Origin of the sequence: Glutamicibacter sp. TV12E, assembly GCF_052441935.1 — a bacterium.
Lineage (GTDB): Bacteria > Actinomycetota > Actinomycetes > Actinomycetales > Micrococcaceae > Glutamicibacter.
Map to the genome: position 1 here is coordinate 787,247 of NZ_JBQVVF010000001.1, position 24,331 is coordinate 811,577.

General features: G+C 59.4%; 20 protein-coding genes and 1 pseudogene. 10 read left to right on the forward strand and 11 right to left on the reverse strand.

What is annotated here, in order from left to right; genetic code table 11:
• Positions 1 to 79: 79 nt before the first annotated feature.
• On the reverse strand, positions 80 to 1,528 hold the full coding sequence (locus tag ACT7DV_RS03585; RefSeq protein WP_444660916.1) for an MDR family MFS transporter: 1,449 nt from the start codon (positions 1,526 to 1,528) through the stop codon (positions 80 to 82).
• 208 nt (positions 1,529 to 1,736) lie between these two features.
• Between ACT7DV_RS03585 and ACT7DV_RS03590 the strand changes: the two genes are divergently transcribed.
• Entirely contained in the window at positions 1,737 to 2,276 is a 540-nt protein-coding gene (locus ACT7DV_RS03590) for an NUDIX hydrolase family protein (RefSeq protein ID WP_060700512.1), read from the forward strand.
• A 2-nt stretch (positions 2,277 to 2,278) separates the two neighbouring features.
• Here the strand turns inward: ACT7DV_RS03590 and ACT7DV_RS03595 are convergent, their stop codons facing one another.
• A complete protein-coding gene (locus tag ACT7DV_RS03595; RefSeq protein WP_444660917.1) occupies positions 2,279 to 3,370 on the reverse strand; it encodes an FUSC family protein in 1,092 nt (363 codons plus the stop codon).
• 133 nt (positions 3,371 to 3,503) lie between these two features.
• Here ACT7DV_RS03595 and tgt point away from each other — a divergent pair, with 133 nt between their 5' ends.
• Complete coding sequence (tgt, locus tag ACT7DV_RS03600) at positions 3,504 to 4,802, forward strand: tRNA guanosine(34) transglycosylase Tgt (RefSeq protein WP_444660918.1); 1,299 nt, start codon at positions 3,504 to 3,506, stop codon at positions 4,800 to 4,802.
• A gap of 69 nt (positions 4,803 to 4,871) precedes the next feature.
• Here tgt and ACT7DV_RS03605 read toward each other — a convergent pair whose 3' ends face one another.
• From ACT7DV_RS03605 to ACT7DV_RS03620, 4 genes are all read right to left on the reverse strand, one after another.
• A complete protein-coding gene (locus ACT7DV_RS03605) occupies positions 4,872 to 5,327 on the reverse strand; it encodes a GNAT family N-acetyltransferase (RefSeq protein ID WP_444660919.1) in 456 nt (151 codons plus the stop codon).
• 9 nt (positions 5,328 to 5,336) lie between these two features.
• Positions 5,337 to 6,938, reverse strand: coding sequence for a hypothetical protein (locus ACT7DV_RS03610; RefSeq protein ID WP_444660920.1), 1,602 nt, complete (start codon positions 6,936 to 6,938; stop codon positions 5,337 to 5,339).
• A complete protein-coding gene (locus ACT7DV_RS03615) occupies positions 6,928 to 7,623 on the reverse strand; it encodes an ABC transporter ATP-binding protein (RefSeq protein ID WP_444660921.1) in 696 nt (231 codons plus the stop codon). The genes ACT7DV_RS03610 and ACT7DV_RS03615 overlap by 11 nt, the downstream gene beginning before the upstream one ends.
• A gap of 66 nt (positions 7,624 to 7,689) precedes the next feature.
• On the reverse strand, positions 7,690 to 8,400 hold the full coding sequence (locus ACT7DV_RS03620) for a queuosine precursor transporter (RefSeq protein ID WP_060700507.1): 711 nt from the start codon (positions 8,398 to 8,400) through the stop codon (positions 7,690 to 7,692).
• Positions 8,401 to 8,751: 351 nt separating this feature from the next.
• On the opposite strand from ACT7DV_RS03620, the gene ACT7DV_RS03625 reads away from it, so the two are divergent.
• The 5 genes from ACT7DV_RS03625 (at position 8,752) to ACT7DV_RS03645 (ending at position 15,564) form a co-directional block, all read left to right on the forward strand.
• Positions 8,752 to 9,459, forward strand: a complete 708-nt coding sequence (locus tag ACT7DV_RS03625) for a TetR/AcrR family transcriptional regulator (protein WP_444660922.1) — start codon at positions 8,752 to 8,754, stop codon at positions 9,457 to 9,459.
• A gap of 126 nt (positions 9,460 to 9,585) precedes the next feature.
• Positions 9,586 to 10,200, forward strand: coding sequence for a hypothetical protein (locus ACT7DV_RS03630; protein ID WP_444660923.1), 615 nt, complete (start codon positions 9,586 to 9,588; stop codon positions 10,198 to 10,200).
• Positions 10,201 to 10,235: 35 nt separating this feature from the next.
• Positions 10,236 to 11,057: a bifunctional hydroxymethylpyrimidine kinase/phosphomethylpyrimidine kinase gene (thiD, locus tag ACT7DV_RS03635; protein WP_444660924.1), complete on the forward strand. Its 822-nt coding sequence runs from the start codon at positions 10,236 to 10,238 to the stop codon at positions 11,055 to 11,057.
• Positions 11,058 to 11,427: 370 nt separating this feature from the next.
• Positions 11,428 to 11,916, forward strand: a complete 489-nt coding sequence (locus ACT7DV_RS03640) for an FBP domain-containing protein (RefSeq protein WP_444660925.1) — start codon at positions 11,428 to 11,430, stop codon at positions 11,914 to 11,916.
• Positions 11,917 to 12,276: 360 nt separating this feature from the next.
• The gene (locus tag ACT7DV_RS03645; protein ID WP_444660926.1) at positions 12,277 to 15,564 is read left to right on the forward strand and encodes a S8 family serine peptidase; all 3,288 of its coding nucleotides are present in this window, start codon (positions 12,277 to 12,279) and stop codon (positions 15,562 to 15,564) included.
• Between the two features lie 91 nt (positions 15,565 to 15,655).
• On the opposite strand, the gene ACT7DV_RS03650 is transcribed toward ACT7DV_RS03645, so the two are convergent.
• A complete protein-coding gene (locus tag ACT7DV_RS03650) occupies positions 15,656 to 16,696 on the reverse strand; it encodes a glycoside hydrolase family 3 N-terminal domain-containing protein (RefSeq protein WP_444660927.1) in 1,041 nt (346 codons plus the stop codon).
• Between the two features lie 19 nt (positions 16,697 to 16,715).
• Here ACT7DV_RS03650 and ACT7DV_RS03655 point away from each other — a divergent pair, with 19 nt between their 5' ends.
• Positions 16,716 to 16,889, forward strand: coding sequence for a hypothetical protein (locus ACT7DV_RS03655; RefSeq protein ID WP_444660928.1), 174 nt, complete (start codon positions 16,716 to 16,718; stop codon positions 16,887 to 16,889).
• A gap of 76 nt (positions 16,890 to 16,965) precedes the next feature.
• Here ACT7DV_RS03655 and ACT7DV_RS03660 read toward each other — a convergent pair whose 3' ends face one another.
• From ACT7DV_RS03660 to ACT7DV_RS03670, 3 genes are all read right to left on the reverse strand, one after another.
• Positions 16,966 to 18,258, reverse strand: a complete 1,293-nt coding sequence (locus tag ACT7DV_RS03660) for a Y-family DNA polymerase (protein ID WP_444660929.1) — start codon at positions 18,256 to 18,258, stop codon at positions 16,966 to 16,968.
• Positions 18,248 to 18,664, reverse strand: a complete 417-nt coding sequence (locus ACT7DV_RS03665; protein ID WP_444660930.1) for a LexA family protein — start codon at positions 18,662 to 18,664, stop codon at positions 18,248 to 18,250. The genes ACT7DV_RS03660 and ACT7DV_RS03665 overlap by 11 nt, the downstream gene beginning before the upstream one ends.
• 71 nt (positions 18,665 to 18,735) lie before the next feature.
• On the reverse strand, positions 18,736 to 19,878 hold the full coding sequence (locus ACT7DV_RS03670; protein WP_444660931.1) for a glycosyltransferase 87 family protein: 1,143 nt from the start codon (positions 19,876 to 19,878) through the stop codon (positions 18,736 to 18,738).
• Between the two features lie 443 nt (positions 19,879 to 20,321).
• On the opposite strand from ACT7DV_RS03670, the gene ACT7DV_RS03675 reads away from it, so the two are divergent.
• A complete protein-coding gene (locus tag ACT7DV_RS03675; protein WP_444660932.1) occupies positions 20,322 to 21,176 on the forward strand; it encodes an NAD-dependent epimerase/dehydratase family protein in 855 nt (284 codons plus the stop codon).
• Between the two features lie 67 nt (positions 21,177 to 21,243).
• On the opposite strand, the pseudogene ACT7DV_RS03680 reads toward ACT7DV_RS03675, so the two are convergent.
• A pseudogene (locus ACT7DV_RS03680) lies at positions 21,244 to 22,548 on the reverse strand (NAD(P)/FAD-dependent oxidoreductase); the annotation flags it as partial.
• Positions 22,549 to 22,844: 296 nt separating this feature from the next.
• Between ACT7DV_RS03680 and ACT7DV_RS03685 the strand changes: the two are divergent.
• Positions 22,845 to 24,050 (forward strand): hypothetical protein, encoded by a 1,206-nt coding sequence (locus tag ACT7DV_RS03685; RefSeq protein WP_444660933.1) that lies wholly within the window; start codon positions 22,845 to 22,847, stop codon positions 24,048 to 24,050.
• The last annotated feature ends 281 nt before the right edge of the window (positions 24,051 to 24,331 follow it).

Sequence of the window (24,331 nt, forward strand, 5' to 3'; positions counted from 1 at the left end):
AGCAGCCCAAGGGTCCAGAGACAAAAAATTGCCGGATGTTCGGGAAGAACATCCAGCAATTTTTGTTCCCAGAATCGAATTAGTGCTTTTCAGCAGCGGCCGGTTGGGCGTCGAGGCTCACCAGGTCCTTTTTGCCGCCAAGCAGGAACCCGATGATGAGAATGCCGACGCTGCAGCCGGCACCGATCAAGAAGCCAGGCTGGAAGCCGTCCACTGCAGCGGTCAGCTGATCGCTGCCCGAGGCCAGCCTTGAGGCGGTGGTCGATGCAACCACTCCCACGAGCAGCGCGGTGCCCATGGCGCCAGCCAGCTGCTGCAGGGTGGAAAGCAGTGCCGAACCATGCGAGTGCAGGTGGTGCGGCAGCGGGTTCAGCGCGGTGGTGAACGCCGGGGTGAAGATGAACGCCAATCCCAAGCTCATCACCAGGTGCAGCACGACCAGCAACCAGATGGGGGTGCTTTCATCCAGGATCAGCGCGTAGCCCAGCAGGGAAGCCAGCAGGATGATGGCGCCCGGAACGATCAGCGGGCGCGCACCTACGCGGTCGTACAATTTGCCAACCATCGGAGCCATGATTCCCATCAGCAAACCGCCGGGAAGCATGATCAGGCCGGTGGTCAAGGTTTCGATGCCCAGCACATTGGTGAAGAACATCGGCAGCAGGATGATGACACCGAACAGAGAGATCATCGCGAACATCATCAGCAGCAGCGAGAGCGTGAAGTCCTTGAAGTTCAGCGGCCGCAGATCCAGCAGGGCCTTGTCTTCCTTCTGCAACCGCAGTTGCAGGAAGACGAAGGCGGCCAGGCACAGAAGGGCCACTGCCAGGATGCCAATGTTGACCGGGCTGACACCCACGGACAGCCGGCTCAGGCCAAAGACCAAGCCACCGAAGGCAGGGATGGCCAGGATGACCGAAGCGGCCGACAACGGGGTGGATGCGCCGTCCACCTCGGTGGACAAGCGGGGGGTGCCGATAATCAGGGCAGCAATCGCGATCGGGATGATCACGATGAACATGAAGCGCCAGGACAGGTACTGCAGGATCAGCCCGGACAGCGTGGGCCCGATGGCCGGCGCCACCGAGATCACGATGGACACGTTGCCCATCAGCACACCACGGCGTTCGGCCGGGACAAGGTGCAAGATGGTGGTCATCAGCAACGGCATCATGATGGCGGTACCGCAGGCCTGGATCACGCGGGCGACCAGAAGGACGGTTAGTCCCGGTGCCGCAGCGGCCAGAATGGTGCCCAGGGTGAACAATCCGATGGCCAGCACAAATACATTGCGCACGCTCAGCCGTTGCAGCAGGAATCCGGTCATCGGGATGACCACTGCCATGGTGAGCATGAAGATCGTAGACAGCCACTGGATGGCGTCCGGGGTGACGTTGAATTCGTGCATCAGAACGGGCAAGGCCACGTTCATGATGGTCTCGTTCAAGATGACCACGAAGCTGGATACGATCAGCACCGCAATCGTGGTGAAGTTCTTTTTGCTCAGTCGTTCTGGAGCGTTCGTCACGGCAGAATTCTGCTTCCACGAGTAATTGAAAAGGGGATGTGCTTTCCGAGGCCCGCATTGAACGCACAGGCAAGGGATTGGGATAGCTCAATCAATTTTATCCGGAGAACTCCAGCGGCACTAGAGCGTGTTGGCAGCCAATTGGTGAGTTACGCAACACAGATACAGCTTCATGGATCAAATGGGGTTTGTGTACGAAGATAGAAGCATGAACGTGCGCACCCCAGATCCTTATCCCGGATGGCTTTCTGATGAAGATCTCTATGAGGCGCGCCAGCGCCTGCCAATGCTCTATGTTGAAGCGATTCCAGTTCGCCTTGACCCGCTGGGCTACGTGAATGAAGTAGGGCTTCTGCTGACCGGCGACGACGACGGGCGCATGCTCCGAACCTTCGTTTCCGGACGCGTGATGTACCGCGAAACGATTCGCGCTGCCCTGATCCGGCACATCGAAAAGGATCTGGGCACCTTGGTGCTGCCGCAGCTTCCTGCTTCCCCGGTTCCATTCACCGTGGCGGAGTACTTCCCTGCTCCGAGCGAAACCGGCCTGACCGATGACCGCCAGCACGCGGTGTCCATGTGCTACATCGTCCCGGTGCGAGGCGAGTCCTCTCCACGCCAAGACGCGCTTGAACTGACCTGGCTTTCGCCTGCGGAGGCGTTGAGCTCCGACATCCAGGGCGAGTTTGCCGGCGGCCGTGAAAATATACTCCGCCAGGCATTAGCCCACGTAGGCGTGAATATCTAAGTTCAGCTTCCACTCTTGGGAAGCAAGCCCTGCTTGCGTTTGAGAACCAGGCCGAACCAGCTTCCCAAGAGCACGCCGAGCATGCCCACGGCGCAGCCGATCAGGGTTTCAACCACACGGTCATACATCACCGCGCCACTGAGCCCGGTCCCCAGGGATATTCCCACCAGCGCCATCGGCGTAATGAAGATCTGTGCCAGGAAGTAATTGCGCATCACCAGCAACTCGGCCAGGAATTGGCAGACTGCGATAACGGCCAATAGGATCCAAACCTGCGGATTGAGCCAGATCAGCAGCGCCATCAAGATCATGCCTACCAGGGTGCCAAGCACACGGTGCACACCACGGCGGATTCGCAATCTGGTGGTATGTCCAACCAGTGGCACCACCGCGGCCACCATGGCCCAATAGTTGTGGCCAGCCGATAGCTGGGATCCCAGGGTATTGGCAAGAATTCCGGCCACCCCAGCGGAAAGTATGTAGAACAGCCCTTCCCACCAGATCGCCTTGCGCACGTTGTCGGACAGCGGCGGCAAGGGGGTTCTCTGCCAGAGGTTGGCCCACTGCCCCAGGGCTCCTGCCGACCCGATGACCAGGGCCAGCAAGATGGTCAGTGCGGCCACCAGCAGGGCTTCGCCCATCGGCGCCGGATGGGGAATCGAGGCAATGGCCGCAAAAGCGAAGATGTGGAACAAGGAACCGCCGGGGCGCAATCGCATTAAGCCAACAAGCACCGAGCAGATGCCGGCGACCAGGGTGGTTGCACCGACAATCTGCCACTTCATTACCTCTGGATTTTCATGGTCAATCCACCAATATGAGGCGGACAGGGCCACTGCGATGACGACAAAGAACAGGAGCCCCGAGCGAATCTGCATCCGCAGGCGGTTCCAGTAGCCATCAACTCGGCCATAGACACCGGTGAAAGCGCCGAAGACGGCGAAGACCACGAGATCCAGCCGGTCGATGGCAAAAAGGGTGATGAGGGGCGCAAAGATGCCAATACCGGTGCGCAACCCAATCCAGTGGTCCTTGCGGGCCGGGCCGAGCGTGATCAGCGCTTTGGTTGATTCCTTCAGTTTCTCCAGGCCCACAGTTTCCTTCCGTCGCGTTGGACACAACGCACATCTCCCATTATTCGCTCATTGCCTTGTGAGGGGCTAGGTATGCGGGCACATTGGCACTGTCGTTTTCCTCACCGACGCGTTAATACGGCACACTTGGTACGTGCCCGAAAAGAACTTTGACCCCAGCGCCCCACATGCCCGCCAGGAAGAATTCGGATTTGAGGTCGGAACCCGGCTCACCGCACCCGACGGCTCCCCCATGCTGGGCCGCACCGGTGTCATCCGCACGCCACACGGCGAGATCAAAACCCCTGCGTTCATCGCGGTGGGCACCAAGGCTACCGTCAAGGCAGTGACCCCGGCCCAAGTTGAAGAGCTCGGAGCCCAGGCGGTCTTGTCCAATGCCTACCACCTGTACCTGCAGCCGGGTGCGGATATTCTCGATGAGGCCGGCGGGCTGGGCAAGTTCATGGGCTGGCATGGTCCTACCTTCACCGACTCCGGAGGATTCCAGGTGATGTCTTTGGGTTCCGGTTTCAAGAAGGTCATCGATATGAAGTCCGTTGACCAGTCTGGCCCGGATGACGCGGTAGCGCCGGGCAAGGAACGCCTGGCCAACGTAGACGAGGACGGCGTCTGGTTCAAATCCCACCTTGATGGCACCAAGCATCGTTTCTCGCCAGAAATATCCATGGGGGTCCAGCACCAGATCGGCGCGGACATCATGTTCGCCTTTGACGAGCTGACCACCTTGCAGAATTCGCGTGGCTACCAGGTTGAGTCCTTGGAGCGCACCCGCCGTTGGGCTGAGCGTTGCATCGCCGAGCACTTCGCGCTGACCGATTCCCGCGAAGGCAAGGAATACCAAGCCCTTTTCGGTGTGATCCAGGGCGCGCAGTACGAGGATCTCCGTCGCAAGGCCTGCCAGGATCTTGGGGCCATGGCCTTCGATGGTTTTGGCATCGGCGGCGCCTTGGAGAAGGAAAATCTTGGAACCATCGTTGGCTGGTGCGCCGAGGAGCTTCCGGAGAACAAGCCTCGCCACCTGCTGGGCATTTCCGAGCCTGATGACATCTTTACGGCCATTGAAAACGGTGCTGACACTTTTGACTGCGTCTCCCCGACTCGCGTGGCCCGCAACTCCGCTTTCTACACCCCGTGGGGCCGTTTCAACCTTTCAGGCGCCCGCTACAAGCGCGATTTCACCCCTCTGGTGGAAGGCTGCGACTGCTACACCTGCCAGAAATTCACCCGCGCGTACATTCACCACTTGTACAAGGGCAAGGAACTGCTCAGCCACACCCTGATTTCCATCCACAACGAGCACTTCACTGTCGGCTTGGTTGAATCTGCCCGCCAGGCGCTGGAGGACGGCACTTTCTTCGAGCTCAAGGATCAGGTCTTGGCAAGCTACTACGCTGGCAAGCCGGATCCCCAGGGCCAGCCGGCCGCTAAGTAGCCAAGACTATAAAGCTGTGGGCGTCGTTGTCCCGCCGCACGGCGGGACAACGACGCCCACTCTTCGTATTTAGGCCGAAGCTGCCACTGCTTTTCTGATCATTGGCAGATGCATGATTCCGTCGTCGTCAAAGTCTTCGCCGCAGCGTTCAAAACCGAACTTTCCGTACCAGCCTTCCAGCTGGGTTTGCGCGCCAAGGTGAATCCGGGCGTCGGTTCGGCACACGTCCACCGCTCGTTCCATCAGCATTCCAGCCAGCCCGCGGCCGCGGGCTTCAAGCTTTGTGGCAACCCGTCCAATATGCGGGTCCTCCCCGTGAACGTCAAGGATGCGCACGGTGCACAACAATTCTCCGTCTTCCCATGCGCTCAAATGCACCGTACCCTCGGCAAGGTCCAAGCCATCCAAATCCGGGTAGGACGAACGCTGCTCGACAATAAAAACGTGGGTACGCAATTTGAGCAACGCGTACAGCCGCTGAGTGTCGAGATCTCCGGGGTTTTGAATTGCTATTTCTACGCTCATCGTCTCATCCTATCCACCCGATCTCCTCGGAAACTCTCCGACTACTAATCGCAAAGCAGGGAAGGTGAATAGCAGGGAAATCACCCATAGCGGCCAGGCAATTTCAGTGCTCGGGCTAAGCGCCAACGAAAACAAGGGAGCAAAGGTCGCCATAGCGCGAACCAGCGTGGAGAGTTTGCTGAACAGGACGAAGCCAATCGTCGCTTCGCTGGTGGCACTACCCAGCAGGCTCTCCCAGTCTCGTTCCTTGCGTTGTGCATGCCCGAGACTGGCCGCTGCGCTGCCTAGGGCTCCGATGACCAGCGCAGCGCACCACAACCAGAAGCGGCTCAAGTCCACAATGCCCAGCAGTCCTAGTCCCCCGGTCAATGCGCTCAGCGCTACGGCGCTGTAGAGCACGGCAAATAGGGCCGCTGTTTGGTTCAATGTGGCAGCCGATTGTCCCAGGTGTTGTGTCAGTTGAGGCTGCGTGAGCAATGGGGCAATGACTCCCGAGATGTTCAGGGCCAACAGCACGCCGAGAGCCATATAAAAGACCAAGGCGCTCAAGGGGTTCGCGACCTGGTCAACGGCCGCTGCCAGGGCCATCACGAGCAGCAAATAACCAGCGATGGTGCGCCAATAGCCGGCTCGCATCAGGCGCAACGCCAGGATCCTCCAGATCACCGGAAGACTCGCGGCGATGAGCCTTCCGTGTCGCCGTCTGCGGCCGATGGCAACCGCTGAAGGACCGGTGGCGGCCCGGCCATCGGCCTGCATTAGAGAACCGAGCGCCAGCTGTTGCTTCTCGCCTGATGAGCGGAGGGAGCGCGAGCCAATGTGCCGGTTGCGCTGCATCGCCCACCAGGTGCCAATTATGCCCAGGGCCAGCAAGATGGCCGAGGCATAAGTCCATGTGCGTAATTGCAGAATTGAAGCAGCCATGCTTTGCACTGCGCTCGTAGCCCATCGGTTTTCCACTGCCAGCAAGCCCCAGAAGATCGCAAGCACAGCAATGATTGCCATGACAGATCCTCCGAGCCAGCGTTGCGCCTGGCTTTGCAGCCCGTAGCTTTGCACGACGACTCCCGCATTGGCTAACAGGAGGCCGGCCAGGACAAAGCAAGCCAACGCACAACCAGCCAGCAGCGGGTCCAAGGCACCGGTTAGGCCGTAGAGGACGATCAGCCATAACGCCCCGGCAAAGGCAGCTGCGAGCATCCCGAACAACAGCGCCTTGCGCAGGGCACGAGCCCGGAGGGAGGCGGAACTAAGGGGCAAAGGCAACCACCAGTCGGCAGTGGCCGCATTCACGGCCACCGGGCCTAGGTGCAATAGCAATCGCAACAGGCAGATGCCCGCAAGCGCCAGCAAGATTGGAGACAGCTCTTGGAGGCTCCATACTGCAGTCGGCATTTTTGGGTGCGCTACGCCTTGCCCAAGCAGGGCGAAGATGAGACCAAAGATCGCGCTGAACAAATATGCCAGGGCCACAAGAGCGGCCAGCACCCATACGTAGGCGTCCGAAAAACTATCAAAGCGTTCTGAAAAGTTCCGCCGGCGCTTGGCTCGGAGGATAAGCTGCTGCGGATCGAATCCGGAAGCTTCGGCCAATCTTTCGCTATCGTTCAAGCCACTGCGCTCCGGCCTTGGCGCTGAGAATTTTGCCTTGATCCTCATCTAGCAGCAGGGCATGGTCCAGGCTCTGGCGAAGCAGTTGCGGGTCGTGAGTAACGACGAGCAATGTCATTGCTGAGTGCCGCAACGCAGCTAGCCGCGCATAGAGCTTCTGCCTGATCCGCAGGTCCAAACGCTGTTCTGGCTCGTCGAGAAGCACCAGCTGGGCTGGCCGAATCAAGGTTGCTGCCAATAACACCTTGCGTCTTTGGCCGGAGGACAGTTCACCGGGAAGCAGCCTTGCGACTGCTTGCAGATCGAAAAATTCAAGCTCTTCTTCAACTTTCTGTTGCCATGAAAGCAATCCGTGGCCACGAGCCACCAATTCAAGATGCTCGGCGACACTGAGTTCCTCGAAAAATGTTCCGTCGGCGACTTGGACTGCTACCTCACGGCGGAAGGCCTTCGAATCCTCATCCACGGGCAGACCCAGGAATTGAACCTCGCCGTGCACCGGTGGAAGGTGTCCGAGGATGGTGCGAATCAACGTGGATTTTCCGCTGCCGTTGGCCCCGATAATTCCCACTCCCTGTCCTGCGGACAGTTGCAGGTTCAGTGGTCCGCAGATGGTTCGTTGCGGATACCCGATGGTCAGGTCTTTTGCTTCCAGTTGGTATTCAGCGCTCTGACCTGTCTGCATGGTGACAACGTTAGCCTTCGGATACAACCGTGGGCATCGTCCTTGCGGATGATGCCCACGGGTTGCCTAGCTTGCGTTGGCGGCTTGGATATAGCCTGGCTCGCGTTTCTTGAACCATCGGATGACCAATGAGGTCACTGGCACCAGAATGATTTCAACAGCTGTCTTGTAAACGAATCCAACGACTACGTAGTTGATGAAGTTCGGAGCGTCGCTAATGCCGATGACCGGGGCTGCAATAGCGCAGAAGATCAGCGTATCCAAGAACTCGCCGACGCCGCTGGAGCCGATCAGGCGTCCAATCAGCCCCCGTTCACCAGTGCGTTCCTTGAGCTTGACCAGCACCCACGAATTGGCGAACTGGCCGACGAAGAATCCGCAGGCCGAAGCGAGGACAATCTGCCAGATTGGCCCCAAGGTCCGTTCCAAGGCTTCTTGCCCATCGTAGAATTCCGCGGAAGGCAACTGGATCATGATCCAGAACGAGATCACCGCGAAGATGGCCAGCGCGAAGGTGAGAATGATCGATCTGCGAGCTGCTTTCAGCCCGTACACTTCCGAAATGACGTCGCCGAGGATGTAGGCCATTGGAAACAGGAAGAAGCCGCCGTCGGTAATGACAGGTCCGAAGCTCACGCCTTTGGAAGCGCCGATGTTCGAGAGGATCACGATCGCGCCCATCAGGGTGAGTACCGTGGAGAAGTAGGGGGAACCGGCGGAAGCGAAGACCGCTTTTTTGGTTTTGGTCAGATTATTTGCGGCGTTGATTTCGCCCATGCTCGTTGTCCTTGTCAAAGTGGTTCGCCAGAATTTTGCGACGAAGGCATGCCCCTGCCCTGTAAAAAAGGTGGAGTTTCAGCCTGCGTGCAGTTCCGCTGTATTAGCACTTACTTAGCAAGTATCCCATGTTGGTCTCTGGTGGTTGCTGATTGCTTTAGCGCACAACCAAGTTCTAGAAATAAAAAAACCGAGAATTCGGCATCTCACTACTATTTCTTCGAAATATTAAATCGAGGAATCTAATACCGCAGTGATCACTCTCCCGTGCATCCGCATGAATTTTTTCATTTTTTGAACGCGTTCAAAAAATGCTAGACTGAACTTCACCACATTGCTTTTGAAGGGCCGATGAGTATCCAACCACGCACCGAAAAAGGTCGTCAGACGCAGGCCAAGCTCCTGTCGACCGCTTTGGACTGCTTTGCCGAAGATGGCTACCGGGCGTCGAGCATGCGAGTTATTGCCGCCAACGCCGGGGTGACGCTTTCCCACGCGTATTACTATTTCCAATCCAAGGAAGACATCGTCGCCCAGCTGCTGCTGAACTTGCGCAACGAGCAGTACGGCCTTTGCCAAGGCCGCTTGGATGAGGGCAATACCTTGGAATCCAATATCCGCGCGGTGCTGGATGCCGGGGTCCTTGCGTTGGCGCCCTATCACGAGTTCGGTCCGGTCTTCTTGAAGGTTTTGCTGTCCGACGAGTACGCCAGTGAACAGGTGTCGAAAATTGAGCTCTCGCTGTGGGAACAAGCCGTTGCTGGCGCCCGCCCGTTGCCGCCGCTGGGAATCCGCCGCGATCTGCCGAAGTTCCTTCTTCTGGTGTCCCGCCATGTCTTTTCCGCGTGGGCCTATGACCAGTCGCCGCAGCAGCGCCGCTCCCGAGCGCTGATGAAAAATATGGCACCGGTGGTCGCCAAGTTCGCGGTGCTTTGCCGCCTGCCGGTGGTCCGTTCCCTCTTTGAAGACATCTTGGCCCTGATGGATCCAAAAGCCATCGACAAAACCGAGGTGGACCTGCCGGCTCGCTCGACTTTGCGGCGCCCCAAGGCCTCCTAGTTCCTGCGCCATCCGGCGGGGACATTGCAACGGGGCAACCCAGTTGAGTATTGCCCCGTTTTTAGGCGTAAAGTCTGTGTTGCCGATAGGTGATCCCTAGCGAACCAAAAAGGAGAACGCAACACCATGAGCTCAACTGCGCGAACATTGCCAAGTTGGACCAGCGACTACGCATTACTTCGCGACCGCATTGCGTCCTTCCCCAACCAGCAGGAAATTCGGTCGGTGAACCAGGACGGCGATGACGTAGAGATCTTGCGTTATTGGCCAGAGGATTCATGGACCGCGCCGACAGATGCGCAGCGATTGATCTTTTTGGGTCCCGCCAACAACGGCATCCGAGCCAAGCTGCAGGGCGAGGGGTGGCAGCACAGCGCAACGATGCACCTGCTGGCAGGAAAGCCCGAAGACGTTGAGCAGGTCGTCAAGCTTTCCGACACGTCTGGGCTTTTCGAAGCTCCCATGGAAAACTACGATGTCGTCGAGGTAACGGACTTCGACCGTCCCGTAGCCCGTGGCCGAATGCATTTTGGCCCAACCTACGGCCTGCTCAATGATCCCGATCTGTTCTCCCCCGATGATCCGGACACGGCTCGTCGCGCAGTGCTGGCCAACTTCGCCGGCTCAGCTTTCAGCCACGGCCTGCCCTGGCTGCTCTTGGTAGCCACAGAAGAACATGCCGCGCAGCTGCCGGCCGGATGGTCCAAGGCGACCGAACTGGCCTTCTGGCAGCATAATTAATTCGATTCCATTCCGCACTACTTTTAATTGAGACTATGACTAATACAAACACTGTTGACCCAGCCATCACCTTGACCATCGCCGGATCCGAAGCCACCGGTGGCGCTGGCGCCCAGGCCGATCTGAAGACTTTCCAGGAACTGGGAACTTACGGCATCGTGGCATTGACCTGCATTGTCTCTTTTGATCCCAAGGATTCTTGGAACCACCGCTTTGTCCCAGTGGACCAGCAGGTCATTGAAGATCAGCTCGAAGCAATCCAGACCTGCTACGAAGACAAGCTGGGCACCGTCAAGCTGGGCATGATGGGCTCGCCTGCAACCATCAACACCGTCGCCACCGCCTTGAAGTCCCAGAAATGGGACAACGTGCTGCTGGATCCAGTACTGATCTGCAAGGGCCAGGAGCCTGGCCACGCACTGGATACCGACGAAGCGCTGAAGTCGGAATTGCTTCCACTGGCAACCTTCGTGACCCCAAACCACTTCGAAGCCGAGCAGCTCTCGGGCCTGAAGATCAGCACCGAAGAAGACCTGATCGCAGCAGCCAAGAAGATTCACGAAATTTCCGGCGCAGCCGTTCTGGCCAAGGGCGGCGTGCGCATCTCCGGCGAAGACGCGATCGACGTCTTCTACGACGGCACGACCCTGGAAGTGCTGCGCGAGAAGAAGATCGGCGAAGTCGCTGTTTCCGGTGCAGGTTGCTCGCTGGCCGCTGCCGTCACCGCGGAACTGGCCAAGGGAGCGACCGCCTTGGACGCAGCGCGAACCGCCAAGGCTTTCGTGACCGAAGGCATTCGCAACCGCGTCTCGGGCAACACCCCATTTGATGCCCTCTGGCAGGGCGGACGCCGCTAGACCGGGCTCCCTTCCCTGCAAGAACCATGGTGCCGGCCGTGTCCCTGATGGATGCGGCCGGCACCAGCTTTAAGCGTGATCATGCTCATTGGCATCATCTAGCGACTCTTGCTACGGTAGTTGTAGAACATCAATCATCGACGCGTGAATTAGCCACGGGAAAGGGCGGTCGGCTATGCAAGCCACTTTGACGCTCCACCCGTTCGTCTGCGCGTCGAACGGGGCTGGCAAGTAATAACCGCCCAGGGCCTTGGCCTTTGGGTTTTCCTTAGTTGCCCATTCTTTCGTTTCATTGCAGACCTCAACGTCCCTTTTTTGACTAATACCTTCGCGCGCCCTTTTTCTGCGCGCGGACTTATTGAGGATTATCATGCAGCCCTTAACCGAAAAAACCATTCGTTCTTCCTTCATTAACGCTAGCCGCCAGGAAGCCAAAAAACTGACGCTCCCCGAAGACTTCAACTCCCTCGACTGGGATTCCATCGATTACCTCGGTTGGCGGGACCCCAAGATGCAGCAGCGCGGCTACCTGTTCCACGTCGACGAAACGGGCCGGACCCGGGGCATCTTGCTGCGTCCCACCGAAAGTGGACGCAAAACGAGTAACGCCGCCATGTGCGAGATGTGCCGGGACGTCAACATCCCTGCCGCCGTGGGCATGTGGACCACTCGCCGAGCAGGACAGGCAGGTCGCGACGGGGACACCCTGGGAACGCTGATTTGCCTGAACTTCGAGTGCTCGCGCAACGTGCGCATCCCGCCTCCTAAGAATCCGATCTATCCGGATCCGATGGTAGTTGTCGCCGAGCGCATCCAACTGCTCGACGAGCGCGTGCACAGCTTCTTGAACCGCCTCTAGGAGCACCGCGGACCGAACCCATCTCCCGATCGCCAAACCCGTTCGGCGCTAGCCAACTGATGAGTAACAAAGCGACGAATTTTTCTAAAAAATCCTCGCGCTCAACGGCTAGCGCCGGGCGGGTTTGTCGCAGTGCTGCGCGGTTTTTATTGTGAAATGGCCCAACCGTCCCGAGTGCCGTTTACAGAATATTATTCAACAACCCCTTGATATATGCCGTGCGTCACCTAGGATTCCTAGCTATAGGACGACGCACCAGCGGACGTCGCCTCGGACGATCATCAAAGCTCGCACCGCTTTGCCATTTTCGCCCGCCCCGTGACGGGAGCAGTACCGCTACCCAGCCCAGCTAGGAGAACCATGGTCACTCGGCGCACGCAACGAGTACCGCGCCTGATTTTGGGGTCAGCCACTGCACTTGCAATGGCTGTCACCCTCTCAGGTCCGGCAAGTGCAGCAGGCATTCCTCAACCAGCAGATGGCGAACAGGCTTTCTCGCTGCCGATTAGCAGCTCCCAGGCGCTGTCAAAACTCAAAGTTTCAGGACCACTAGCCAAAGCCTCCGGCAAGGTATCGGTGTTCGTGCAGCTCGAGGGCGACGGCGCATTCGAGGCCGTCAAGAAGTCTGGCAAGAAAAAAGACACCGCCAAGGTCAAGAAGATGGGCAAGGACGTCAAGGCCAAGGGCAAGCAGCTCGCGGCCGAAGCGAACTCCACGATCATCTACACCACGCACAATGCTTTGCGGGGCGTGGCCCTCACCGGCGACGCTGATGATCTCCGCAAACTCGCAGAACGCAGCGACGTTGCAAAAATCAGCTCCATCGTTCCGAAGAAGCCATCAAACCGCAGTTCCGTAGTTGATACCGGAGCCCTGGAATCGTGGAAGTCCCTGGACAAGACCGGCGAAGGCATCAAGGTCGCCGTCTTGGACACGGGCGTGGACTACACCCACGCAAGCTTCGGCGGCCCCGGCACCCTGGAAGCCTACAAGGAAGCGCAAGCCTCCGAGCAGCTGCCTTCAACCGACTCCGGGCTGCGCGATGGCAACAAGTTCATCGGTGGCTGGGACCTGGTCGGCGATGACTACAACGCCGACGATGCAGATGAAAGCTACCAGCCCATTCCGCACCCGGACCCCAACCCGCTGGACTGCGAGGCTGCCGGCCACGGCTCCCACGTTGCAGGCACCACCGCCGGCTACGGCGTGAATGCCGATGGCTCCACTTTCACCGGAAACTACGCTGACTTGGATGCCAAAGCCCTCTCGGAGATGAAGGTCGGCCCCGGCTCGGCGCCCGGATCGCAGCTGATCGGCATCCGCGTCTTCGGTTGCGAAGGCTCCTCCTCCGTGGTGGGCCAGGCACTGGATTACGTCCTGGATCCCAATGGCGACGGCGACTTCTCCGACCGCGCCCAGGTAGTGAACATGTCCTTGGGCTCGGATCACTCACCGACCGAAGACCCGGAAAACGACATCGTTGATGCCCTGACCAAGGCCGGCATCCTCTCGGTAGTCGCCTCGGGCAACGCAGGCGATGTCACCGACGTCGGCGGCTCCCCCGGCAACTCGCGGTCCTCGCTGACCGTTGCCAACTCGGTTGGCTCGCACGTTACCCTGGACAAGATCCAGGTCGACGAGCCAGGCGATGTTGCAGGTACTGCTTCGGGCCAGTACTCCGCAAACTTCAACTACACCAATGCTGACCCAGCAAAGCTCTCCGGTGAAGTTGTGATGGCCCCTGCCGGCAACGAATATGGTTGCGACGCATTTGAAGCGGGTTCATTGGAAGGCAAGTGGGTTTGGCTCAAGTGGAGCGAGAACGGCGAATTCCCTTGTGGATCCGGCGCTCGTTTAAACAACGCTGAAGCCGCCGGTGCCACCGGTGTTCTCCTGGATTCCGAAGCCAACCTCTTCGATGCCGGTATCGCGGGCAACGCCACCATCCCAGGTGCCCAGTTCACCTTGGATGAGTCGCAGCGGCTGCGCCCAGCTGCAGAGGCTGGCACGCTGAAGGTGACCCTGTCTCCTGAATTTGTTGGAGGCGCTTCCAGCGGATCCGGCGCCGGAGATACCTTGAACTCCTCCTCTTCGCGCGGCGTTCATGGCACCAACGGCGTAGTCAAGCCTGACGTTGCCGCACCGGGCACGCAAATAGGCTCGGTCGGTGTCGGCACCGGCACCGGCACCGCCGTCATGTCGGGCACCTCAATGGCCACCCCGCTGGTAGCAGGCATTGCGGCACTGGTTCTTGAAGACAGCGACTACACCCCCTATGAGGCCAAGAGCGTCATCATGAACACCGCTGCCACCGACGTCAAGGCCGCCAACGGCGAGGCCTACGGGCCAAACCGCGTAGGCGCTGGCCGGGTGATGGCCGATGCCGCCATCCAGACCCCGGCCTTTGCCTACGATTCCGAGGCACCGGATCTGACCAGCGTGGTCTTCGGAGTGATCGAGCTCAACGGCACGAAGGGCTACTCCGCGCAGCGTCAGATTACCGTTCAGAACACCAGCGACAAGGCCCAGACCTACAAGGCCGGCTACGTTGCTTCCACGCAGATCCCCGGTGCTACCTACACCCTGGACCGCAAGAGCATCACCGTGGAAGCAGGCAAGAGCGCGCAGCTGACCGTGACCCTGAGTGTTGATCCGCAGAAGTGGGCCAAGACCATCGATCCAACTATGGACACCACCCAGTCCGGGCTGTCCCGTGCATGGCTGGCCGATGCTACCGGTCGCGTTGAGCTGACCAGCAGCGACGCTCCGACCCTGCGCATCCCAGTCCAGGCAGCTCCGAAGCTGGTCGCCGACATGTCCGGTTCGGCGAAGAAGCTGAAGAAGGGCTCGGATACCACGATGCTCAGCCTGAAGGGCAAGGACATCACCGCTGGGCAGGGCGCTACCGAAGTGACCTCGTTGCTCGGTGCCTTTGAACTCGGTGCTTCCAGCGAACGCGGCGACGCCTCGCTGGATTCCATCCCGGCAGCACGGTCCATGGATCTGCAGTATGTCGGCGCTTCGAGCACCGCGCCTCGCACCGGTGTGGCCGATGGACAGCTGAACATCGGCATCTCCACCTGGGATAACTGGGCCCACCTGGCCGGTGGCACCGAGTTGGATGTCGAAATCGACACCAATAACGATGGCAAGGCTGACTTCGTCACCTTCACCGCCGCCATGGATGAGGTCGACCTGGATCTGGCAGCGACCTTCGATCTGGCCACCGGCGAGCAGGTTGACCTGCAGCCAGTGAACGGCGTGCTGGGCGATGTTGACACCAACACCTTCGACACCAATACGGCAATCCTGCCGGTCTCGCTTTCGGCCCTGGGCCTGAGCGAAGACGCAGCGCAGATCTCCTACCGTGTCCTTGGCTACACCTGGTACAACACCGATGAGGCCGGCTCGATGGTTCCCGTGGACCAGACCGGCTGGATCGACTTCAACGCGGCGACGCCGCAGGTTGATTTTGGTGCAGAAGGCTCGCTGTTCACAGACCTGAAGGGCAACAAGATCCCGGTAACCGTTGCCGATAGCACCAAGGCTTCCAAGGCGCTGCTGCTGCACCTGCACAACGCCAGCGGGGAGCGTGCACAGGTGCTGGACATCGTTTCCGGCAAGACCGGAAAGCCAAAGAGCAAGTAGCCTCCGGCTTTCCCGAGACCAGGTCCGGGGCGCTTCCTAGCGAGTAGGAATGCGCCCCGGGCCTTTCTTAACCCCAAAAGCGGGGCAGTGCTCAGTTCTGGCGCAGCTTTGCTTCCAGAATCGCCGTTGCCGCCTCACGGACCTGACCTGCGAACTTCTTATCGCCCTTGGCTTCGGCAGCCAGCGCCATGGCCATGATGGCCGCCTGATCGGATTTAACGCATAGCGGCACAGTTCCGCCGGCCGCCACGAACTTCACTGCCCTTTGGCCCATGGGAACCGGGCTGACCTGCTGTGCCTCGCAAAGGTCGTCGGAAATCACCACCCCCTCATAGCCCAGGTCCTGGCGCAGCAGCCCGGTGATGATCTTCTTCGAGAAGGGCGCATCATTCTTCTCATCAAGTTTGGCGTAGCGGGCGTTGGAAATCATGACCCACGCGTTGCCTTGGCTGATCGCCTGCTTAAAAGGCTCAAGGTCGGTGGCCTCCGCGCCGATCACCGTGTCGGTGACGCCGGTTGAGGTGTCGGTATTTTTCGACACCCGGCCCAGTCCAGGGAAGTGCTTGACCACCGGTTGCACCCCGGCTTTGTCCAGGGCGTCATTCACGGTGGTGATGGCTGAGGAAACCTCGCCGGCGGTGTTGCCGTACTGCCGCCCGAAATAGCCGATCGGCGCGTTGCTGGCGCCGATCGCGGCGGGAACGACATCCGCCACCGGTGCGAGGTTCACATTGATCCCGGCCTCGGCCAGCTCCTCACCGGCTTGCTGGATGCGCGAGGACAGCTCGCCGGCGGACCATTGGCCCTGTTCGGAAGCGGTGGGCAGCTGGCTAAACCCGGCGCCCTGCAGCACCCTGACAAATCCGCCTTCCTGATCGGTGGCCACCCATACAGGCAGCCCTTCAGGAACATTGGATTTCAGGGTTTTGGTTATGCTTCCGACTTTCGCAACGGTCTGCTCGAGTGAAAGCTGCGACCGCCCGCGCAAGAATACGTTGCCGATGCCTTGCTTCTTCATGGCCTTCAGTTCGCTGCTGCCGGCTCCTGTCGCCGGGACTCCTGCCATGACCAGGCTTGCTGCCTGTTGCTCAATCGACAGCTGGTCTGCCAGTTCTTCCGCCTGCTGGCGCACCGTCGGTTTCTGGCTTGGCGTGGGCGTTGCTGAAGTGCTGGGCGCAGGACCGGACGGTTCGCCAGTGGGCGAGGTTGAAAATGAGGGCACGGCGCTCGTTGAACTGGGAGCATTGTTCTGCGAACTCGGCGTGCTGCAGCCACTGAGCAAGAGCATCGTGAGCATTCCCAACGACATGAGCTGCCTGTCGTGAGTAGTCATGATTCCATCCTCCCTCCGGTTCTGCGAAGACGCCGAAAGCTTCTTCAGGGAGGGCCTGATTCAATGTTCTAGGCCCGGACTTCCAGAAGCTCATCCCATTCGGTGGTGTAGCGCTGGGAAATATGTTCGCGCTTCATCGTCCAGGTCGGGCTCTGGGCCATCCCCGCGGGACCCAAGCCGATGGACTTCGCCCCGAAACGGGCGGAAATATCCTGCACTACCGAAGAAACGTTCTTCTTCTCTTCCTCCTCCTGCTCGTCGCCAAGCCCGAAGAGATCCAGCTGCTTTTCTCCCGGCGAATCGCTCAGCCCGGAAAGGATCACTCCCCCGCGCACGTAATCCATGCCCGGCTGCATCAGGTCCCCCATGGCGGCGATGGCCAGCTTGCTCAGCAGGATCGGATCGCGTGTTGGCCGAGGCAGGCGCACCTGCGCGCTGGGGAATGACGACTCGCCCTGGGCAAATCTGCTGGTCCCTGCGGTAACTGTCAGCAGCGAGGCATAGCGGCCTTCGCTCGCTAATCGGCTGGCGGCCTTTTGCGCGTAGATGGACATGACTTCCTCCATGGCCTCATGGGTGCGCACCGGGGTCGAGAAGGATCGAGTGAACATGACCTGCCCACGATCCGCGCGTTCTTCCACCGGGCCGATGCAGCGCTGCCCATTGAGCTCGAACACGGTGCGCTGCAGCACCACCGAAAATTTCTTGCGGATGATCAATGGGTCGGCGTCCCTCAAATCCGCGATGGTTTCAATGCCCATGCTGGCCAGCTTGGCTCCGGATTTTCGCCCGACGCCCCACACGTCGGTCACGGGAACCCGGGAAAGAATATTGCCCAGAACCTGCTGCTCCATCAGCTGCTGAACGCACACGCCGCCGAGGCCCGGATTGTGCTTGGCGATATGGTTGGCCAGCTTGGCCAGGGTTTTAGTGGAGGACACTCCGACGCAGACCGGGACACCGACGACCTTGTCGATGGCCTTGCGGATCTGCGCTGCGGTACTGCGCACCTGTTCCAGGCTTCCTTCCAAGCCGATGAACGATTCATCGATGGAATACACCTCATGCCAGGTTCCGTAGCGGCCGAGCAGTTCCATGACGCGGGCGGACATGTCGCCGTAGAGTTCATAGTTGCTTGAGCGCACGGCCAGGTGGTGGCTGTCCATGAAACGCTGGACCTTGAAGAATGGCTCGCCAGTGGCTATGCCGAGGTCTTTGGCTTCCTGCGATCGGGCGACAACGCAGCCGTCGTTATTCGAGAGCACGACTACCGGCCGGTTGCGCAGCGAGTAGTCAAAGGCCCGCTCGCAGGACACGTAGAAATTGTTCACGTCCACCAGGGATACATGGTCAGCGGACATGATGCAGGCACCTGGTTATCACGCCGAAAACTCCCACTTCATCGCCTTCGTCCAGCCAGACCGGCAGTGGCGATTCGTCGCTGAGCAATCCTACCTTGGGCCCATCGATTTGCCAGCGCCGGACCAGCATCTGGCCGTTGAGGTTCACAATGACCACCGAAGCATGGCGGACCGATAGCGAACGGTCGACGATTACTTCATCGCCATCATGAATCCCGGCGGACTGCATGGCATGCCCGCTTACCCGCATGATGAAGGTGGACACCCGATCCCGGACCAGCAGCCGGTTCAAATCCAGGCCGCTATCGAAGTAGTCGCGCGCTGGCGAGGGGAATCCCATCGCGGATACGGCTTGCACCGGGCCCTGGCTGGCGCCCGGAGGCACCAGTTCCTGTTCGTCAGCCACACCGCCACTCCCTGCCATAAGCTAGTACAAATATTCGAATACAAGAATTGTACAGCGCCCGGCAGGATGCTTCACATTGGTGATGCTTCGAGCAGTTCCCGCGGCTTGGCCCACAAGGCAATCACCAGGCACAACACCATGCCCACCACCGGGACGGCAGGCCAGATATACCACCAGGCCGACAGCTCATGATCCGGATGGATGCCAAAGAAGCGGATGGTCCATTTCGCCGAAACCATCAATTCGATGCTGAACAGCACCAATATCGCCAGCATGATCCGACGCGGCCAAGCGTCCAGGCGGAGGGCCACCACGGCCCAGGCATAGGCCATCACCGGACCCCACACCCAGTGGTGCGACCAGCTCACCGGCGATACCAGCAACGGGCACGTTGCGGCAATGCCCAACAGCACCACCGGCTCAACGGTTCCATCCAGCTTGTAGAGCAGGGCAATAAACGCCAGGCCAACGGCGAGCGCCAGCACAAACCAGATCAGCGAACCCGCGCCCAGGCGGGTCAGGAAACCCTGAAGGGAAATATTGTCGATATAGCCGACATTGCCCACGCGCGAAGGGTCGCGCACCACGTCGAACCAATAGTCCAAGGTGTTGCGCCACTGCAAGACCAGCCCGATGACTTGGGTGCCGAAAAAGGCCAGGGTGCCGATGATGACCGCTCGCCATTTGCGCATGGCCAACGGAAGAATCAGCAGGGCAATTGGGGTGAGCTTGATGCCTGCGCAAATACCCACAGCAATGACAAACGGAGTCATGGACTTTGAATTCGCCAACGCCAGATAGCAAGCGCCGAGTATCAAAATATTAATCTGCCCGAACCAAATGGTGTCCCGGAAGGGACCGGAAATCAGCATCAGGCAGGTCAGGGTCAATGGGGTGACCCAGCGGCCGAGCTGCGGCCAGCGTCGGGCAATTCGGGTGGCCAGGTCCTTGCCGACAAAGAAAGTCAGAACTATGGAGGCCAGCATCGTCACCGCCACCGAGACCCAATACGGGAAGATCGCCATGGGAAGGAAAAGCAAGGCGGCAAAGGTCGGGTAGGTGAAGGGCAACCCCGGATCGTTGATGGGCCCAACAAAAGGCCCGTACAAATCCTCAGGTTCGCGCAGCAGGGTCAGCGCGCCTTCGCGGTACACCGACAGATCCCAGCCGGTAGGTTCGATGGCGATCAACGTCCAGGCCAAGATCAAGACCATCGCTATTTCCAGGATGGCTGTTGAACGCGGAACTGGCCTGATGATTGAAGAACGGATAAATCATCACCCTAGCATTGGTGGATCTGGCGGCCCGGCAACCCAAGCGCCTGGCGGCAGTAAAGGAATTCTGAAAGCACGAACAATAAATTCAGGCGGAGCGGCTTTCATCATCGGTGCCGGTCCGCGCCAATTACACATTTGCGCCTGCCATTAACCCTAGAGCAAAAACCGAAAGCCCAATTCCGCTGCACTTTGCCTTTTATCCTGGCCAGAATTCTGGAACAGAACCGGTGGAATCAGAACAGCCAACAATATCCCTAGCCCGGCGACCCGGATAAAGATCTGTTCTGAATCCATCGCAACACCATGAGGGCAGTCGGAACTTTTCCATCGGGCTAGAAGTTCTAATCTTGAAGCAGAAGAATTGCCCACGAAGGAGCGCAGTGAAAGTTTTACTAGTCAGTTGCGGCGATGTCGCCACCGAAGCCGGACTGCGCTTCCATGCCCAGGGACATGAGGTGACCGGGTGGCGACGCAACAGCAGCAAGCTTCCCGAGCAGTTCGCCGGGCAGGACGTCGACCTGCTGGATCCTTGCCACTGGCCGGACATGGATCCAGAGACCGAAGTAGTGGTCCTTAGCCCGGTCCCGGTGACCCGCGATGTCCAAGGATACGAGCGCAGCTATCTGCAGGTGGCCCAGGAACTTTGCGCCCGGCTTCGCGAGCAGGCGCCACGACTGCGCCGCCTGGTCTACATCTCCTCCACCGCCGTGATGGGCGGCGAGGACGGCGAATGGGTCAATGAGCAGGCACCGGTGGCCGCCACCCGCGACACCGCAAAGATTTTGGCACGTACCGAAGCAGCGCTCGCCGAAAGCGGCCTGCCGGTGACCGTCTTGCGCGCCTCGGGCATCTACGGCCCGGGGCGCACCAGGCTGATTGATCTGGTTACCTCTGGCACCGCTAGAATTCCGGCAGGTTCGCACTGGACCAATCGGATTCACCGCGATGACCTGGCCGCGGCCATCGTTCATGTGGCCAGCTTGGGCGACCAGGCGGCTGATCTGTATTTGGCCTCGGACAGCGCTCCAGCCCAACTGGGCGAGGTGTACCAATTCCTTGCCACCGAACTGGGCCTGAAGCAGCCGGAGCAGGAAACGGCGCCGGCCACGCGGCGTGCCGGTGACCGGCGCTTGGACAACTCCGCGCTGCTGGGCAGCGGCCTGGCCTTGCAATTCCCGAGCTATGCCGAGGGATACCGCCAGATCCTGTCCGGCGCCTCTACCCGGCACGCCTAATTCCAAGGCATCGCTAGGCCAGCTGGATCAGCGCCCATCTCAAATGCCCGTTGCGCCTAACCCCTGCCTAGAATCCCTTGCGCAGCGGATTGAAGTGACGGGCAATGGCTGGAACTTGATCACCAGTGATCTGGGCAGCCAATATCTTCCCGGTCAGCGGGCCTAGAGCCACTCCCCACATGCCATGGCCGCCGCCTACCGACACGCGAGCCGATCCAGTTTGGCCAATGAGCGGAAGGCCATCGGCGGTGCAAGGACGCCCGCCCACCCACTCTTCCCTGCGGTGCTCCCAGTTGATGCCCTGGTAGACCGGAGCCGCAGCGGCCACGATGGCTTCGATGCGCTTTGGCTCCAGCTTGTGGTTCACATCCCGGAATTCCATGGTGCCGGCGATCCGGAAACGGTCGCCCAGCGGTGTGCAGGCCACGCGTTGGGTCGGGAAGTAGATCGGGTGCGTCGGCATATGTTCGGGCTCGATGGTGAATGAGTAGCCGCGTCCGGCCTGAACCACTACGTTGACCCCGAATTTCTTGGCCATATCGGTCATCCAGGCGCCGGTTGCCAGCACCACGTGGTCCACGGTGATTGCCCGCCCCTCGGAACCGATCACGGTCACCGAGTTCTTGTTGTCGCGAATGTCGGTGACGTTAAAGGATCCAATAATGTCGCCGCCGCGCTCAACGACTGATTCAGCGAGCGAAGCCATGAACTTCGGCGGGTTGATGTAGCGCTGGTTCTTGATAGCAACACCAGCGGCAACGTTATCCGAAAGTGTTGGCTCTATTCCGCGCAGTTGGTCGCCGGTGAGCAATTCATAGTCGACACTGCCGCCGGTTTTCTCGATCATCTCAAACTCATGCAGGAACGATTCGCGGTCCTTGAACGAGGTGAATCCGGTGAGGAAGGGGTTTGCCGGTTTGGTCAGTTCGAACACGCCAGGACCCGCTGCCGTGGCCCGGGCAATCTCGTCGAAGGCGCCAAGGCCGCTGCCTCCGATTTCCGAGAAGATGCGCATGGCTGCTTCCCACCGCTTGGGCATCGAGTGCCACGCGAAGCCGAGCAAGAAGCGCAGCAACTTTGCATCGGCCTTCAACGGAATGTACAGCGGCGAGGTCGGGTCAAGCATCATTTTCAGCCCGTTGGCAAAAATCGCCGGCTCCGCAATGGGCAGGGTCAAAGCCGGAGTCAGCCACCCGGCGTTGCCCCACGACGAGCCTGAGGCTACGCCGCCTCGATCAACAACCGTGACTTTCACGCCCGCTTCTTGCAGGTACCAAGCGGTGGACAAGCCTACGAACCCCGCACCGACAACGACAACATGATCTGGCGCAGTTACCCCTGCCATGACCCACTCTCCTTGCAATCTTTTGGCCTCTTTACACGAGGTCGCATGGGTTCACTGTCGCGCGATCCGCAGTGAAATTCAACGCGTTCTGAGGATTTAACGGTGAGCGCCACCACATCATGGTGTGACGTGTGTTTTCTGCGGAAATCTTTAACATTCGCCGCACTTTTAACAATTCTCAGACGAGAGGCGAAAACTTTAACCGCATGGCATGCAATCAAAAACATCCGGGAATCACGCCTGAACCGTGCCCTGCGTACACTGAAAGGAAGCGAAAATTGCCCTTTCTCGATCAGCCATCTCAAAGGAACACCACCACACACATGGCCTCACGCAAACCAGCCAAGAAGAAACCAGCTCAGGGACATCCAGCTCGCCGAGCAGGAGCCAGCTCCGTACCTTTTGAAACAGAGGTGCGACAGGCTCTACAGCCGTTCAAATCCCAGCTCTTCCGCCATTTCCAGGAAGAAGGCCAGCCTGCCAGCGAAACCCGCGCAGCTCTCGAAGGGTTGACCACCCTGTTGACCGTCCATGCCCAATTGCGCAGGAGCGTTGACGTACAGTCGCTGGATCCATCAATTCTTGGTGAGCAGCTCGGCCACCTGTCCTCGCTGGGCAAAGAAGTTGCTGCAACTAGTGCAGCAATCCTCAAGCACTACCTGACATTCTTGGGCACCTCCGCCAATTTTGGCGGCACCGTGGAGGACTTCAAGCAGACTTTCGAGTTCCTCTCCCGCATGGCTGGTGACTCACCGATCGTCGCGCCTTACCTAGAAGACGAGGAAGCAAATGGCGCTTTTGAATCCATGCCATTCGTCTTTGCAGCACGCGAGCTGATCCAGTGGGTTGGCGAAGGCAAGCCCACCACACCGGCCGGAGTATTGACGGCGGAAACCTTGCAGGACGCAGCCCAGGCACTGGGCCTATTCATCAAGGTCGATGAGAATGCTCCAATCCCCGAAGATGCCATCTGGGAACCAGAAGACGGGACTGCCGTTCCTTCGCTGGGAGACATCCCCCGGCTTTCGGCCTACTGGGATGCGCTGATCGGCACTGCAATGCTGACCTACCAAGCGCCTAACGCCAAGCCAACCGAGTCGCTCAGCGAAGCGCTGTTGGCTTCCAGCGGTGCCGGTGCACGCGTGGTCAAGGAACTGATCGCGGAAGTGCTGTACTCGCACATCCTGATCAACACTTTGGAGAAGCCAGGCCAGGCGCAGATCGCGGAAATGGTGGCCGGGGTCTTGAGCAACGCCGCCTCATCCACGCCTCCGCGCTCCGAATTTGCATTGCAGATTCCCACCACGGATGACCTTCCCGAAGAACAGCACCACCTGATCCCAAGCCTCGAGGAGGTTGTGCCACAGGTTGAATCGCTGCTGCGCATCTTCGAGCGCGAAGGCCTGGTAGAAATCGACGAGCACATTACCGTTCCCGTTGTGCTTCGCTCTTCATTGGAGCGGGCATTAGGCAAGGTTTCGGATCATGTGCTGAAACAGGACACGGATTCGAGCGCACCGGAAGCGTAAGACTCCAGTTGCCCAAATGCGATGTGCCCGGAGGAGCTCCGGGCACATCGCATTTCTATGTGATTCTCAGATATCGGGGAGACCACGTCGGTCTGGACTTAAATTATAAAAGGTACGCTGCATTGTAGACAGACAACGACGGGCGATGGGGGCGCAGCCGCCGATGAAAGATCAGTCCGTTTGTCCAATGCAACGTACCTTTTAATCACCCTCAGGTCCTCCATGATGCCACTCGCAAAACACCACCAAGTACCTTATTGGTGATCGGTCTTCACCGATAC